At 55.0% G+C, this 14,365-nt stretch carries 12 protein-coding genes and 2 tRNA genes; 5 read left to right on the top strand and 9 right to left on the bottom strand.

Annotated features, from left to right (window positions below; genetic code table 11):
- The first annotated feature begins 153 nt into the window (after positions 1 to 153).
- Positions 154 to 1,506 carry an MFS transporter gene (locus A6F49_RS12510; RefSeq protein ID WP_043058801.1) on the top strand — a complete coding sequence of 451 codons (1,353 nt, stop codon included), beginning with the start codon at positions 154 to 156 and terminating at the stop codon, positions 1,504 to 1,506.
- Positions 1,507 to 1,539: 33 nt separating this feature from the next.
- Here A6F49_RS12510 and A6F49_RS12505 read toward each other — a convergent pair whose 3' ends face one another.
- The gene (locus A6F49_RS12505) at positions 1,540 to 2,214 is read right to left on the bottom strand and encodes a hypothetical protein (protein WP_043058802.1); all 675 of its coding nucleotides are present in this window, start codon (positions 2,212 to 2,214) and stop codon (positions 1,540 to 1,542) included.
- A 154-nt stretch (positions 2,215 to 2,368) separates the two neighbouring features.
- On the opposite strand from A6F49_RS12505, the gene A6F49_RS12500 reads away from it, so the two are divergent.
- Positions 2,369 to 3,130 carry an IclR family transcriptional regulator gene (locus A6F49_RS12500; RefSeq protein WP_150119490.1) on the top strand — a complete coding sequence of 254 codons (762 nt, stop codon included), beginning with the start codon at positions 2,369 to 2,371 and terminating at the stop codon, positions 3,128 to 3,130.
- 32 nt (positions 3,131 to 3,162) lie between these two features.
- On the opposite strand, the gene A6F49_RS12495 is transcribed toward A6F49_RS12500, so the two are convergent.
- Positions 3,163 to 4,137, bottom strand: coding sequence for a universal stress protein (locus A6F49_RS12495; RefSeq protein WP_043058804.1), 975 nt, complete (start codon positions 4,135 to 4,137; stop codon positions 3,163 to 3,165).
- 136 nt (positions 4,138 to 4,273) lie between these two features.
- On the opposite strand from A6F49_RS12495, the gene A6F49_RS12490 reads away from it, so the two are divergent.
- Positions 4,274 to 5,626: a Na+/H+ antiporter family protein gene (locus tag A6F49_RS12490; RefSeq protein WP_043058965.1), complete on the top strand. Its 1,353-nt coding sequence runs from the start codon at positions 4,274 to 4,276 to the stop codon at positions 5,624 to 5,626.
- Between the two features lie 13 nt (positions 5,627 to 5,639).
- Here the strand turns inward: A6F49_RS12490 and A6F49_RS12485 are convergent, their stop codons facing one another.
- Together A6F49_RS12485 and A6F49_RS12480 are read right to left on the bottom strand one after the other, a co-directional pair.
- Positions 5,640 to 6,284 carry a YczE/YyaS/YitT family protein gene (locus tag A6F49_RS12485; RefSeq protein WP_052505017.1) on the bottom strand — a complete coding sequence of 215 codons (645 nt, stop codon included), beginning with the start codon at positions 6,282 to 6,284 and terminating at the stop codon, positions 5,640 to 5,642.
- A 234-nt stretch (positions 6,285 to 6,518) separates the two neighbouring features.
- On the bottom strand, positions 6,519 to 7,160 hold the full coding sequence (locus A6F49_RS12480; protein ID WP_043058806.1) for a YczE/YyaS/YitT family protein: 642 nt from the start codon (positions 7,158 to 7,160) through the stop codon (positions 6,519 to 6,521).
- 250 nt (positions 7,161 to 7,410) lie between these two features.
- Between A6F49_RS12480 and A6F49_RS12475 the strand changes: the two genes are divergently transcribed.
- Positions 7,411 to 8,664, top strand: coding sequence for an aminopeptidase P family protein (locus A6F49_RS12475; RefSeq protein WP_043058966.1), 1,254 nt, complete (start codon positions 7,411 to 7,413; stop codon positions 8,662 to 8,664).
- 223 nt (positions 8,665 to 8,887) lie between these two features.
- Positions 8,888 to 9,262 carry a hypothetical protein gene (locus A6F49_RS12470; protein ID WP_043058807.1) on the top strand — a complete coding sequence of 125 codons (375 nt, stop codon included), beginning with the start codon at positions 8,888 to 8,890 and terminating at the stop codon, positions 9,260 to 9,262.
- Positions 9,263 to 9,336: 74 nt separating this feature from the next.
- On the opposite strand, the gene A6F49_RS12465 is transcribed toward A6F49_RS12470, so the two are convergent.
- The 5 genes from A6F49_RS12465 to A6F49_RS12445 all read right to left on the bottom strand — a co-directional run bounded on the left by A6F49_RS12465 (position 9,337) and on the right by A6F49_RS12445 (position 14,334).
- A tRNA-Met gene (locus A6F49_RS12465) sits at positions 9,337 to 9,410 on the bottom strand.
- 61 nt (positions 9,411 to 9,471) lie between these two features.
- Positions 9,472 to 9,543: transfer RNA gene (locus A6F49_RS12460), tRNA-Thr, on the bottom strand.
- 83 nt (positions 9,544 to 9,626) lie between these two features.
- Complete coding sequence (locus tag A6F49_RS12455) at positions 9,627 to 11,432, bottom strand: DEAD/DEAH box helicase (RefSeq protein ID WP_043058808.1); 1,806 nt, start codon at positions 11,430 to 11,432, stop codon at positions 9,627 to 9,629.
- A gap of 179 nt (positions 11,433 to 11,611) precedes the next feature.
- A complete protein-coding gene (locus A6F49_RS12450; RefSeq protein WP_043058809.1) occupies positions 11,612 to 12,790 on the bottom strand; it encodes a cystathionine gamma-synthase in 1,179 nt (392 codons plus the stop codon).
- A 17-nt stretch (positions 12,791 to 12,807) separates the two neighbouring features.
- Positions 12,808 to 14,334, bottom strand: a complete 1,527-nt coding sequence (locus A6F49_RS12445) for a pyridoxal-phosphate dependent enzyme (RefSeq protein ID WP_043058967.1) — start codon at positions 14,332 to 14,334, stop codon at positions 12,808 to 12,810.
- Between the last annotated feature and the right edge of the window lie 31 nt (positions 14,335 to 14,365).

Below are 14,365 nucleotides of genomic sequence, written 5' to 3'. Positions count from 1 at the left end.
GACCCGGCCCCATCATGTGAGGCCGGGTTTTTCGCACTCAAAGCCCTTGACGCCAACGGATCCAACACCACCCTTGACAGTAACCTAGATCACACTCTACTGTTGTGCAACAGCGTTGCAATAAGTGCAACATCGAGTGTATGGCGGTGAAATATGTCTGATTCAGGCGCATTAGCTTCTGAACAAGATCTCGGTCCTACCCTTTCAGGACAAGAACGCCCGCATCCCACTGGGATCGGTAAAAAAGAACGTCGCAAAGTCATTGTGGCAAGCTTCATTGGAAACTTTGTCGAGTGGTTTGATTACGGTGCCTACAGCTATCTCGCCGTGGTGATCGCCGTTGTCTTTTTCCCTTCCGACGACCTCACGCAAGGGCTTATCTGGACCTTTGCACTGTTCGCGGTGTCATTTCTTGTCCGTCCGATCGGCGGATTCATTTGGGGGCATATCGGGGACCGAGTCGGACGTCGTAATGCGCTTGCCTGGTCGATTCTTATTATGACCGCCTCCACGGTATGCATCGGCTTGCTGCCCGGGGCACTCCAGCTCGGTGTGTGGGCACCAGCACTGTTGTTAGTGTTCCGCGTCCTGCAAGGCTTCAGCGCCTCCGGTGAATACGCGGGAGCGTCGGCGTATCTTGTGGAGTATGCACCCGAAGGCAAACGCGGCATCTATGCGGCCGTGGTTCCGGGATCAACAGCAGCAGGTCTGCTGTTCGGCTCGCTCATGGCCACACTACTGACCGCCACGCTCAGTGATGCACAGATGGAATCCTGGGGCTGGCGTCTCCCGTTTCTTTTGGCCGCGCCATTAGGTTTGATTGGCGTGTATATACGTCGCAAACTGGAAGACTCACCGGTATTCCGTGAAATGTCACAGGACGACGAAGTCATTAAAGCCCCGGTATGGGCACTGTTTCGCGATCACTGGCGCACCCTGATTCGCGCCACCGCAGCCGTACTGCTCAACGCTGTCGGCTTCTACGTCATCCTGACATACATGCCCACATATCTATCCCAGACCGTGGGCATTGATCCAACGCTAGCCAACATCACGACCACCGTGTCGCTGGTAACCTATATTGGATTTATCTTCCTCACCGGTCACCTGTCGGATCGCTTCGGCCGACGAACAATTCTGATGAGCGCCTCGATATTATTCATCGTGCTGACCGTGCCAGCATTCATGCTGTTGGGCACCGAGAGCATCATTGCCATCTTGTTCGTCCAGATCCTGCTGGGAGCTATGCTGACGCTCAACGATGGCAGCTTGGCAAGCTTCTTGGCCGAAAACTTCCCCACCAGAGTCCGGTATACAGGATTTGCTGTGTCATTCAACGTAGGCAATGCGATCTTTGGCGGGACCGCACCGGCCATCGCAACACTGCTGATAGCCACCAGCGGCAGCGCCATCGCACCGGGCTGGTACCTCATGGGCGCAGCCGTCATCGCACTAGTTGCCGTTTGGTTATCGCCGGAAACAAGTCACAAACCGCTCCAGGACTAACAACCTTCAAACATCAAGTACGCTCGCGGCAGCCTAGCTGGTTGCCCGAGCGTACTCGGAGCGAAAGATCGCTTGCGACAGTTGCGGCAGCGTAAATTCAGGCATGCGACCAAACGATTTGCGGTGGTGTTCAGCGTGCAGATGCGCCGTAACCTCAGCCAGCAAGGCATCGCGCGCGTCCACATCAAGCCTGGAGACGTCGAGGTTACGGGCGACGAAATCATCCAGCCAGGTGTTTCGCAGCTGTGCTAGTTGCGGGGTGTCGATATTCAGCATGATGAGGAAATAATCCCAGGCCAGCTCGGATAGGCCGTCGGTGGAGACCAGTGCTTCGCGTTGTGTGGTGGCCTGCGGTTCAACATCTGCGGCGGCATTGACTCCAGCGTCCATCAACGCTGCAGCAGCATGCATCAGCTGGTTCTTGTGGTGCTGTTCAGCCACGAAATCATCCAGGGCAAACGGTCCCAGGGTGGCTAAGAGTCGCATCATATTTGCTTGACCGCGAAATGCTTTATATGCCCGAAGTCGCGGCAACACACCAGCTCCATAAGCGCCGTCCATAACCGCTGACGCGCTGAGGATGGTGTCCATGAGCGCCACTTCGACGGAGTTCGACCAATGTCCAGTGGCATCCTTAAACGGTCGTGCGCCGATACGGGTTGCGGCCTCGGCCAAGGCACTCACGTCGCTGGCAGCCATTGAGCTCATGGTATTCACCTTTACGCTGGGCGGTTCGGGTCAACGTCCCATTTTACCGTTGCTCTTATACAGGGGCAGCCGGTGTGTATCTTTCGGTCACAATAAGGCGCTGCGAAACAGATGCCGTATGATCCTTACAACGTTTGGCCAGCAAAGGAGCACTATGAGTTCCCCTCGCAACTCAGTCGTCCATAACGTCGTTGACGTACTGCGATGCTTTTCCTCGGAAAAACCTTTGGTTGGCGTCACCGAGATCGCCGAACAGGTGGGGTTACACAAATCATCGGTCTCCCGACTGTTAGCCACCCTGGAATCTGAAGGATGGGTCGAACAGGATCCTGCCACCCGGCGATACCAGCTCGGGCTTGGACTGATCGCTATTGCTGGACCGCTGCTGGCAAATCTCAACGTCCGGCAAGTGGCCTACCCCTATCTGCACGAGTTGGCCGATGCAACAAAGGAAACCGCAGTCTTAGCAGTGTGGGAAGGGTCCGTTTCGGTCACCGTCGAACAAATCGCTTCCGATCGCACCGTCAAACACACCTCTCCGCTCGGCGCGCGCTACGCGTCAACCGGCTCCGCCACGGTGCAGATCTTCTTGGCGGAAATGTCCAAAGAAACTGTGACAGTGTTATTGGATCAAGACACCATCGAGCTGCAGCAAGGATGGACTCGATCGGAATTACAAAAACGTCTCGAGGCGGTCCGCCGACAGGGGTATGCCACCAACTTGCAAGAGACATTTGATGACGAGGTTGGAATTGCTGCGCCGGTGTATGACCATCGGCGCAAAGTCGTAGCCGCGGTCCTGATTGCCGCTCCGTCCTATCGGATTGATGACCAGGCCACCCAGGCGTTGATTGACCAGTGTGTGGCGACTGCGGCAATGATTTCTACACGCATGGGAAATCCAGACTCGCAGTAACTACGAGTCTGGATTTTTGGTTATTCGTTGCGTTAGTCGCTGGCGGTTGGCACCACGAGTACGGGTGTCACAGCGCGGTTCAACACAGCCTGGCTAACCGACCCCAACAGCAAACCGGCAAAGCCACCACGACCGCGTGTTCCAACCACGATGACATCTGCGGTTCGAGCCGCATCCGATAGCGCGTCAGCAGGCGAGGCATCAAAGAACCGCCAGTGCACTTCGGCAGAAGTTTTTTCTGCCACTTGTTCGGCAACTTTGGCAAGCCGGTTGGCGACGTCTCTGCGAAGATCGGGGACCTCTGCTTGATAAACCGGCGATGCTGGCATCCACATACTGCCGCTGAACGGCTGTGATGTCACTAGGGTCAACGACTTGCCCAACAATTCAGCATGTTTTGCTGCATGCAAGGATAATTCCACCGGATAAGCATCAAGGTCAACGCCGACCACGACGGTTCCTTCAAAATCTGTGGGATCGCCATATTCCTCAGATGACAACACACCGAATTCCGACAGCTCTGGACTACCTGACAATCGCGCGAACTGGGTTTCGAGGTGTTCACCCGAGTGTCGTTTTTCCGGGATCACCATCGTGGGGCATTTGGCGTGCGAAGCAACTGAGGCCGAAACACTTCCGAGAAAGCGTCCAGCAAAACGGCTGCGTCCGCGCTTACCAACCACCACAAGGGCGGCTTCTTCTGAAGCTTTAATGAGTGCACCGGCAGCATCGCCTTCAATGGTGACGCCACTGATCCCAAAGTCAGCGTCATTGACGGTGGCTACCAAGTCATTAATAACTGCCTGGGCATTTTCTTGTGCCAGGCCTTGGGTATTTTCGGGAAGATATTCATACCCCGGTTCGGTGTAGGCGGCAATGACTCGCAGTCCATAATCAAATTTCTGGGCGAGATCAACTGCAACATCGAATGCTCTTTCGCTGTTTTCTGACCCGTCCACACCAACGACAACTGTGCCCGATGTAGGATGCTCTGCAATGTGTCTCATATCACCACTTTAGCAAGCTCCTATCAAACATAACAGGCACCTGAGTAGTAGCGAGAGCCAAAAATTGGTTCTTCTGCCAACGAATGTCCACACCCGGGTCGGTGCCTGAAGCAGGTTTAGTCTAAGCTTGTCGTTCGTGAATGCTGTAGTTATTTCCGTGGCCGTCATGCTCTTACTCGCACTGCTGAGGGTTCACGTAGTTATCGCCTTATTTATCGGGGCCCTCGTTGGCGGCCTCATGGCCGGCATGGGATTAGAAGGCACCATGCTCGCGTTTGAATCCGGGCTGGGTGACGGCGCTAAAATTGCGCTCTCGTACGCCCTACTCGGTGCTTTCGCGATGGCGGTTGCCGCATCAGGGCTTCCCAAGGCACTGGCCGATGCGTTGATACGTAAACTTGATGCTGATTCTGAAGAGGCCTCGCAAAAGGTCGTCACGCTCACGACCTACCTGGTTATCGGTGGCATTCTGGCGATGTCGATCATGTCCCAGAACCTGATCCCGGTCCACATTGCCTTCATTCCCTTACTGATCCCACCGCTGTTGACGATATTCAACCGACTCAACATCGACCGCCGCCTGGTCGCTTGTGTGCTGACCTTCGGACTGGTTACCACCTACATGCTGTTGCCGGTGGGCTTCGGTAAAATCTTCTTGGAAGATATCCTGCTGAGCAATATTGAACGTGCTGGCCTGGACACCTCGGGTATCAACATTGTGCAAGTCATGGCCATCCCTGCGCTGGGTATGGTCCTCGGATTGCTCGTCGCAGTCTTTATTAGCTACCGCAAGCCACGCGAATACGAAGAACGCCCACTGGCCGGCGGCACAATTGTTCAACCAACACCGACCCGCTACAGCCTGATCATGTCGATCATTGCGATCGTGGCGACCTTCGCCATCCAGCTGATTGTGCAGTTTACCGGGTCCGAAGCCGACGGCCTCCTGCTCGGATCGCTCGTGGGACTTGGCATCTTCCTGCTCTCCGGCGTGGTCGAGTGGAATAAAGCCGACGACGTATTTACCTCCGGGATGCGCATGATGGCACTGATCGGATTTGTCATGATCTCGGCTCAAGGCTTCGCAGCCGTGATCAATGAGTCGAACCAGGTGGAGCCACTGGTCGCCGTCGTCCAAGAATTCTTCGGCGACAACAAGGCCATGGCAGCACTGGCGATGCTCGTGGTCGGGCTGATTGTGACGATGGGTATTGGTTCGTCGTTCTCGACGCTGCCAATTATCGCAGCGATCTATGTGCCACTGTGTCTCTCATTAGACTTCTCGATGGCGGCTACGGTGGCGCTGATTGGTGCTGCAGGTGCGCTGGGCGATGCCGGCTCCCCCGCCTCTGATTCCACGCTGGGTCCGACTGCGGGCCTGGCAGCAGACGGCCAGCACGATCACATGCGCGACACCGTTATCCCCACATTTATTCACTACAACATTCCCCTAACCGCTTCCGGGTGGGTCGCAGCGATGATCCTCTAGCCGCGCGCCAGGGTCAGTCCTCGGCACTGGTTTTTCGGATGCGTTTGTCGATGCGGCTGATGACACGGATTATTATCCCGACGGTGAGCGCGGAAAAGACCGTGCCTTCACGCACGCCGAATAGCCCATCGAGCAACGTCCATGAAGCTAGCACCGCTAAGCCCACCATGATCGTATCGACAACGACTTTCACGGTGCCGTATGGGATATTTTGCAAAACGGTGTAGATCGCAAAAACAATGCCATCACCGGGAAGATACGTCAGGCGTGGCTGCACCTCAATGTAAACGCCCAGGGCTAGGCTCACCACACTGACAATAATCCAGCACCACTGTTCAAAATAACTAGACGGGTCGAGCCAGGATGTCAGCTGCATACACGTATCAACGAGGAGCCCGAAAGCAACGGCGACCGGGATTTGGATGAGCTGAAACAATCTGAACTTGCGGCGCAGTACGAGAGCTTGCAATCCGACGAATAGCAAGTTGAGCGACATAATATAGGTGCCGACGCTGACCGGCGTTGCAAAAGATAGCACGGTGGGCAACGAAGCAATCGGGGCAGTACCTAGATCCGCCCGGACTGAGATGGCAATACCCATCGCGATCAAGAAAACGCCGACAAAAAATACCAGCGTCCGCTGAATTTGCCGTATCACTGGCACTCACCTCGAAGCACCGTTAGGCAACCAGCCGCTTGCATTCTCCACAGTCCTGATGTGACGCTTCTTTGAATACTTGACACGTTCAGTCCCGTGCAGATATCACTCACCGTTTTCTTCTGTTGTGCGTGCTGAAGCCCACCGTTTCCGGCATATCAGCCAAGGTCTGTACCTCGAGTCATTGTAGTAGCGCGATCTTGTGGTGTAGCGCATTTGAGTCTGAGTTGGTCTTCAGGCTGATTTCGCGCCACCCAAGCGCTTGTGGACCGCGCTGATACCTCGGATCACGATGCCAACGGTTATTGCAGCAAAGACCGTTCCTTCTCGCACACCATTCAGCTCCCCCATTAACAACAAGGATGTGACCACGGAAACCACTACCAATGTGGTGTCAAAAGTCGTTTTGATCGTTCCATATGAGATGTTCTGCAGCTTGGTGTAGATCGTGAAGACTAAGCCGTTACCGGGCAAATACGAGATACGCGGCTGCATCTCAAAATACACACCGAATGCCACGAGAATGACACTGACCGCCGTCCAGACCCATTGCTCGACATAGTTGCCCGGCACAAGCCACTGAGTCAGATACATGCCCAGGTCGATAAACAGACCGAAGGCCACGCTTACGGGCAATTGGATGAGTTGGAACACTGGAAATTTCCGGCGCAAGATGAGCATCTGCAGTGCAATAAACACGATGTTGAGCAGGATCATGTACACACCGACGCTCAACGACGTCCCAAACGATAACACCGTCGGAAATGAGGCGATTGGGGAAGTACCCAGATCGGCTCGAATGGAGACAGCCACGCCCATGGCCATCAAAAAGATCCCTAACAGGAACACCGAGACGCGTAACAGCTGGCGTATCATGCACGACCACAGCTCGACACTACAGACCCCCATTTTCTTGGTCAGCGAGGCATTCAACTAGCCCTTTAGAAGTGTAGCCCTCGCCAGTGCACCCCCGGCTGACATCGTGTAACCCTGCTTCGTTATACGGGGCACAGATACGAATCAGCGCGGGCCTTGTCTTGAAGTCGCTTTTAAGCGGTGCATAGTATGGGGTCGAACGGTAATAACAAGGAACATGGCCCCAATAGCTGAAGTGGAGAATCGCTTTATGACTAGTCCGACCAAACCTCAAAAGACCGACCACAGTACGGTCCCGCACGTCTTTACCCAGTACAACGGTGAGCAGCAGGACCTGACGTACTCACCAGCTGAGTTCGAGCGCCGTCTAACCAACGCGCGAAAAGTTATGGCTGCCGATGAGGTTGATGCGCTGGTGCTCACCAGTATGCACAACATCAAATACTTCTCGGACTTCGTGCCCTCACCGTTTGGCCGAATCTTTGCGATTGTCATTACGCCGGAAGATTCCATTACAATCACTCCCTGGGTTGACGGTGGCATGCCCTGGCGTACAACCTACGGCGAGAATATCGTCTACTCCGATTGGGAAGCCCAGAACGTTTTCCGCGCGATCCAGCACACACTGGATGAACGCAATATCAAACCTCGTCGGCTAGGAATCGAACACGATGGTCTCACCGTTGAGCAATACCGCCGATTCCAAGACTGGTTTGAAGGGGTTGAGCTCTTCAACGTCGCCACGGATCTGATGAACCAGCGCGTTGTGAAATCGGATGAAGAGATCTATCTGATCAGTGAGGGCGCTCGGATCGCTGATATCGGTGGTCGTGCAATCAAGAATGCCATCACAGAAGGCATCACCGAATACGAGCTCGCCCTGATTGGTACCGAGGCGATGGTTCCAGAGATCGCCAAATCCTATCCGTCACAGGAATTGCGCGAAACCTGGTGCCTCGTCCAGGCCGGTATCAACACCGACGGGGCCCACAACTGGCCGACAACCCGCAAACTACAAAAAGGTGACCTCCTTTCGATCAACTGCTTCCCGATGATGTCTGGTCACTACACCGCCATGGAACGAACGATGTTCCTGGGTCAACCGGACAAGCACAGTCTCGAATTGTGGAAGATTAACGTGGAAGCCTTCGAACTGGGCAAGGAGTTGATCAAGCCAGGCGCCATTGCTCAGGACGTCGCAGCTGAGCTCAATCGGTTCTTCGAAAAGCACGACCTGTTGAAATACGCTCCAATCGGCTACGGTCACTCGTTTGGTGTTATGAGCCCGTACTACGGTCGCGAAGCCGCCATGGAGTTCCGTGAAGACATCGCAACCGAGCTGAAGCCAAATATGGTTGTCTCGATGGAACCGATGCTGACCATACCAGACAACATGCCAGGTGCCGGTGCATACCGCGAACACGACATTTTGGTGCTCACCGAAGATGGTCACCGCAACCTGACCGAATTTGAAGTCGGCCCGGAACACAACATTATCGACTAACAAACACACCGGCGTGATGTGCTGATTGGGTGGGGCAGCTTGAGCTCCCCACCCATTCAACATTTAACAAGGTCTCTACCGGTGACTCACACAGCTGGCCCCGCCGTGTTGATCGCGTCGGCAGCATAAACGATGTACCTGCAACCCAATCAATGTGATGATAGTTATATGACGGTGTGACCGTTGACGACTTTCTCGTAAGCGCGTGTACAGGAGGTATGTCATGTCACGAATTAGCATGGCCACCGGCGTCATTCTAATTGTCCTGGGCGGGCTGGCCTACGCACTGACAGCATTTGCCAGCTGGACTGCTTTGATTCCCGCCCTGATCGGATTGCTGTTCATAGTCTGTAGTCTGATCGGTTTTATTAATCAGACGATTGGTGCGGTGCTCGGTATTATTCTGGCAATTGTCGGCATTGTTGGAACCGGTATGAACGCTCTGGATCTGGGTGCTGTGTATACTGGTGCCTCTGAACGACCCGCAGCGGTAATTACCAGCGCAATTACGTGTGTGCTGTTGATTGCGTACGTGGTGGTGGTGATGATCCGAGGCCTGATAAACGCCTACCGGAAGAGTATCGCCCTGCCGCAATAGGAGCACGAGTACAGGGCTCAGGCATAGAGGAAGAAATTGAAAAACTCCCCTGCAATTGCAGGGGAGTTTCGCTGTAGCTGTGGGCGGATTTGAACCGCCGACCTCACGATTATGAGTCGTGCGCTCTCACCAACTGAGCTACACAGCCAAATCAGAAATCTGACTCTGGATAAAAATAGCCTGCGAACCTCGCAGGCTATTTTTATCAGAGCCCCGACCGGGATTTGAACCCGGGACCTCCATCTTACCAAGATGGCGCTCTACCCCTGAGCTATCGGGGCAACGAGATAAGACTTTACCAACAAATGATCAAAAGGCAAAATCGAAATACTCGTTTATGGCTAACGTCACGGTCTACGCTTTTTTAGCTATTAAACTCGGAACGCTTCTTGGCTTTTGACCAACGTTGTTTCTTCTTCTGGCCTCGTTGCGACGGGTCAAAACCGCCACCGTGCGAGCCGCGAGAGCCGAAGGATTTCGGTGCACCGCGGTCAAGACGTAAGTTCAGTTTACGACCACCCACGACAGCGTTCTTGAGGGCTTCTTCTTGCTTGTGAGACAACTCCTCTGGCAGTTCCACCAGCGAGAAGGTTGGACGAATTTGGATGTCACCGATATCGGAGATGTCGATGTTCCCTTCGTTCGCGATGGCGCCAACAATGTTGCCAGGGCCAACACGGTCTTTATGTCCAACAGCAATCCAGTACGTCGCCTGGCCTTCCTTGGAAGGACGCTTCGGACGGCCGCTCCGTTCACGTTCGCCCGATTGCTGTTCCTTACGACGGCCACGCATGTTCATTGGTGGCAAGTCTGGTTCTTCGGCTTCCAGTGGTCGACCGCCCTGAACCATCATGGCCAAAGCTGCAGCAATGTCCACGGCTGCCACATTGTGTTCTTCAATGTAATTTGCAATCAGGTCGCGGTAGACCGAGAGCTCTGATGCGTCATCATTGGTCGCAATCGTCTTGGTGATTTCTTCAGCGAATGCTGCACGACGCGAAGCGTTGACTTCATCCAGCGATGGCAGTTGCATTTCTTCAACGGACTGCTTGGTGGCTTTTTCAATCGAACGCAGCAGGTAGCGTTCGCGCGGGGTCATCAACAAGATGGCATCACCCTGGCGTCCGGCACGGCCGGTACGACCTATGCGGTGCACGTACGAGGAGGTGTCGTGCGGGATGTCGTAGTTGATGACGTGGCTGATGCGTTCAACGTCAAGACCGCGGGCAGCGACGTCGGTGGCAACGAGAATGTCGATCCGTCCGGAACGCAGATCGTCGACGGTTTTTTCTCGCAGGTTCTGTGGAATATCACCAGAAATTGCAGCGGCAGCGAAACCACGAGCGATCAGTTTTGAGGTGAGTTCTTCGACCATGTTTCGGGTACGAACGAAGGTGATGATGCCGTCGGTATCTTCGGTTTCCAACAGGCGGGTCATGGCTTCAAGTTTCCATGGCTGGGCGACCTGCAGGTAACGCTGACGAATGTTCTGGGCTGGTTTTGACTGACCTGCAACTTCGACCTGTGCAGGATCGTTGAGGTAGTCACCGGTGATGCGCTGAATCGCGCGCGGCATGGTGGCCGAGAACAGTGCGGTCTGTTTGCCTTCGGGGGCTTGGGACAAAATGCGGTCGACGTCTTCAGCAAAGCCCATGCGCAGCATTTCGTCGGCTTCGTCCAAGACGAGGTATTTCAGATCGGATAGATCCAGGGAACCGCGCTCCAGGTGGTCAATGACACGACCTGGGGTACCAACCACAATGGTTGCACCGCGGCGCAGTCCGGCAAGCTGTGGCCCATACGAGGAGCCACCGTATACCGGAACAACGGACACGGATGGAATGTGTGCGGCATATGAGGTGAAGGCTTCTGCTACCTGCAGGGCCAGTTCACGAGTTGGCGCCAGTACCAGGACCTGTGGGCTGTCATAGCGTTGATCAGCCTCGGCCAATGTGGATAGCACTGGCAGTGCGAAGGCTGCAGTTTTACCAGTACCGGTTTGGGCCAGACCTACGACGTCACGGCCTTCCAGCAACAGTGGAATGGTGCGCGCCTGGATAGGTGATGGTTTCTCGTAGCCGAGACCTTCCAAAGCTTTGGTGATCGGATCGGCAAGGTTGAGAGAATCGAAGGTAATTTCAGTTTCGGGCAGCGAAGATTGTTCGGTCAAAAAGACTTCCTAGATTTCGTAAGGTGATGTAAGGATCCGGGTGTATTCCTTGCATTGCACGCTACGGTCCACTCAACAGTCCCATTGACTGGAGTTGAAGGTTAAAAGGAAGAAGCCGGATCTGGCTGAACTTTTCCATTCTAAGCCAGATCCGGCATTTTCAATAATCGAGGTTTCGTTTAGAGCCCCTGAAGTGCCTGTTCGAGGTCGCCCATGAGGTCGTCGAGGTCTTCAATACCGACAGAAAGACGGATCAAATTCCCTGGAACCGCCAATTCGGTGCCTTCAACTGAGGCATGCGTCATAGCGGTTGGATAATTCAGCAGCGACTCTACGCCACCAAGGGATTCGGCCAGACGGAAAACATGTGTTGATTCGGCGACTTTACGGGTGGCTTCCACCCCTGCTTTGAACTGCACCGAGACCATGCCACCGAAACCTGACATCTGCTTTTTCGCGATCTCGTGGCCGGGGTGATCTTCCAAGCCCGGGTAGTGCACTTTTTCCACGCCGGGGTGTTCAGTAAGCCACTGGGCAATGGCGGTGGCGTTTGCCACGTGACGGTCCATGCGCACGCCCAGGGTTTTGAGGCCGCGGGTCACCAGGTACGAATCCAGCGGTGAATTCGAGGCACCAGCAGCGTACTGCTGGAAGTTAATCGCATTGGCCAATTCTTCGTTCTCTGTCACCACTGCCCCACCGATCGTATCGGAGTGGCCGCCCATGTACTTGGTGGTCGAGTGGACGACGACGTCGGCGCCGAGTTGTAGCGGTAACTGTAAGTACGGGGTGGCAAACGTGTTATCGACAACCAGCAGAGTGTCATATTCTTTGGCTAACTCAGCCAGGGCTGCAATATCGGCGATCTTCATCATCGGGTTCGTTGGCGTCTCAACCCACAGAATACGAGCTTTGGCCGATGCCAGTGCTTCACGCACCTGATCGAGGTTGGACATATCCACAACGTGGTGTTCCAGCTGCCATGGGCCCAGCACCTTATCGAGCAGGCGGTAGGTCCCCCCGTAGACGTCGTTGCCAACGACCACACGGTCACCAGGTTTGCAGGCTGCCATCAGCAACGCGGTTTCCGACGCCAGCCCGGATGAGAAGGTATAGGCGTATCCGGTGTCTGCGTTCCCGGTTTCTAGTCCGGCGATCTGTGCTTGCAGTGCGTCTCGGGTGGGGTTGGTGCCACGCCCGTAGTCGTAACCTTTGCGCAGTTTGCCAATGGCTTCCGGCGCGTAGGTCGACGACAGGTGGATAGGTGGCACCACAGCGCCGTAGACCGGGTCTAGTTCCTGGCCTGCGTGTACGGCCCGGGTGTTGAACCCGGAAGTGTGTTTATCAATAAACGTCATGGAAGTGTTCTCCTGGGCTATGAGTTTGCGATCAGGTGCATCAGAATGTCGTGAGAGCTGACGACGCCGGCGATGTTGCCATCGCGGGTCACCAGGGCTGCCGGTGCGGCATCTAAAATGGCTTTTACCTCGGCCACGGAGGTCATGTAGCCGACCATTGGCAGTTCAACCAATTCGATGTCGGACAGCAACGTCTGGGCGGTGACCTTGCCGGTTGCTAGCTGATTCATCAGGTCCTTCACGGTGACCGCTCCACGCAATTCACCGATGCGGTACTGATCTTGGACCCCACCGACTACGGCAATGGCGTCGATGCCGTAGCGGTTCATCGTCGAGATGGCATCGGCAACCGGGGCATCAATTTCTGCAATGACGACCTCTGGCAGTGACCCCGGCAGCCATTCGGTCTTGGCATCTAATAGTTCACCGATCTGGGTTTCCAGTCCGGCAACCTCAACGCTTGCGGTTTCTGCTTGCGGTGCAACCGGGTTCGTGCCGTCACGGTATGCAGTGCCGATACGCTGTGGGGCAACGGGTTGGGGCGCATTGGTGTCGAAACCGTGTTCTTGCATCCAGGTTTCTGAAAAGATTTTGCCCAGATACCCGCGGCCCGAATCCGGCAGGATAACGACCATCAGGTCGTCCTCAGATAGGTTCTGGGCTTCTTTCAGCGCAGCGGCAAGTGCCATACCCGATGAACCTCCGGCCAGTATGCCTTCTTCGGCGGCCAGACGGCGGGTGTAGTGGAAGGCTTCAGCGTCTGTGATCTCATGGATTGAGTCCGGGACGTTCGGATCGTAGTTGCCCGGCCACATATCTTCGCCGACACCTTCAACGAAGTAGGGACGACCAGAACCACCAGAGTAGACAGAACCGGATGGATCAGCAACAACCACTTTGACCGGACCAGACTCGCGGTCTGCTGAGACTTCATGCAAGTAGCGTCCGGTTCCCGTCATGGTGCCACCGGTGCCAGCACCGATCACTACGTGGGAAACCTGTCCGGCAGTGTCATTCCAAATTTCTGGGCCGGTGGTCTCATAGTGTGATTCAGGAGCGGCGGAGTTAAAGAACTGATTGGGCTGGTATGCGCCGTCGATGGCTTCTTCCAGCTTATTGGTGATCCCGTAGTAGGAGTTCGGTGAGTCTGGGGCCACCGATGTTTCTGAAACCACAACATCAGCGCCGTAGGCTTTGAGCACGTCGCGTTTTTCTTGGGCCACTTTGCTTGGCGTGACAAAGACAGACCGGTAACCTTTTTGTTGTGCCACCATGGCCAAACCAACCCCGGTGTTGCCAGAGGTGGGCTCGACCACGGTTCCGCCCTTGGAGAGTTTGCCTTCGGCTTCTGCCCGTTCAATCATCTTCAGGGCAATACGGTCTTTAATGGATCCGCCCGGGTTGAGGAATTCACACTTGACCAGGATCGTTGGTTTTAGATCCGATCCGATCGAGTTGAGTTTGACCAACGGCGTATTGCCAATGAGGTCCAGAATGGTTTCTGCGTACTTGGGTGTCGCTGACGTAGGCTGATTTTGGCTCATAGTCACCACGCTACCTGCTTCGGCGGTTTCA

It is taken from the genome of Enteractinococcus helveticum (genome assembly GCF_001657475.1).
Taxonomy (GTDB): Bacteria; Actinomycetota; Actinomycetes; order Actinomycetales; family Micrococcaceae; genus Yaniella; species Yaniella helvetica.
Note: the sequence above shows the minus strand (reverse complement) of the source record. Positions and strands in the feature narration are given on the sequence as shown.

What these genes read in the sequence shown, in the direction of transcription:
- A6F49_RS12510 (WP_043058801.1), top strand. Translation starts at nt 154, where the DNA reads ATGTCTGATTCAGGCGCATTAGCTTCTGAACAAGATCTCGGTCCTACC.
- A6F49_RS12505 (WP_043058802.1), bottom strand. Translation starts at nt 2,214, where the DNA reads ATGAGCTCAATGGCTGCCAGCGACGTGAGTGCCTTGGCCGAGGCCGCA.
- A6F49_RS12500 (WP_150119490.1), top strand. Translation starts at nt 2,369, where the DNA reads ATGAGTTCCCCTCGCAACTCAGTCGTCCATAACGTCGTTGACGTACTG.
- A6F49_RS12495 (WP_043058804.1), bottom strand. Translation starts at nt 4,137, where the DNA reads ATGAGACACATTGCAGAGCATCCTACATCGGGCACAGTTGTCGTTGGT.
- A6F49_RS12480 (WP_043058806.1), bottom strand. Translation starts at nt 7,160, where the DNA reads ATGATACGCCAGCTGTTACGCGTCTCGGTGTTCCTGTTAGGGATCTTT.
- A6F49_RS12475 (WP_043058966.1), top strand. Translation starts at nt 7,411, where the DNA reads ATGACTAGTCCGACCAAACCTCAAAAGACCGACCACAGTACGGTCCCG.
- A6F49_RS12470 (WP_043058807.1), top strand. Translation starts at nt 8,888, where the DNA reads ATGTCACGAATTAGCATGGCCACCGGCGTCATTCTAATTGTCCTGGGC.
- A6F49_RS12450 (WP_043058809.1), bottom strand. Translation starts at nt 12,790, where the DNA reads ATGACGTTTATTGATAAACACACTTCCGGGTTCAACACCCGGGCCGTA.
- A6F49_RS12445 (WP_043058967.1), bottom strand. Translation starts at nt 14,334, where the DNA reads ATGAGCCAAAATCAGCCTACGTCAGCGACACCCAAGTACGCAGAAACC.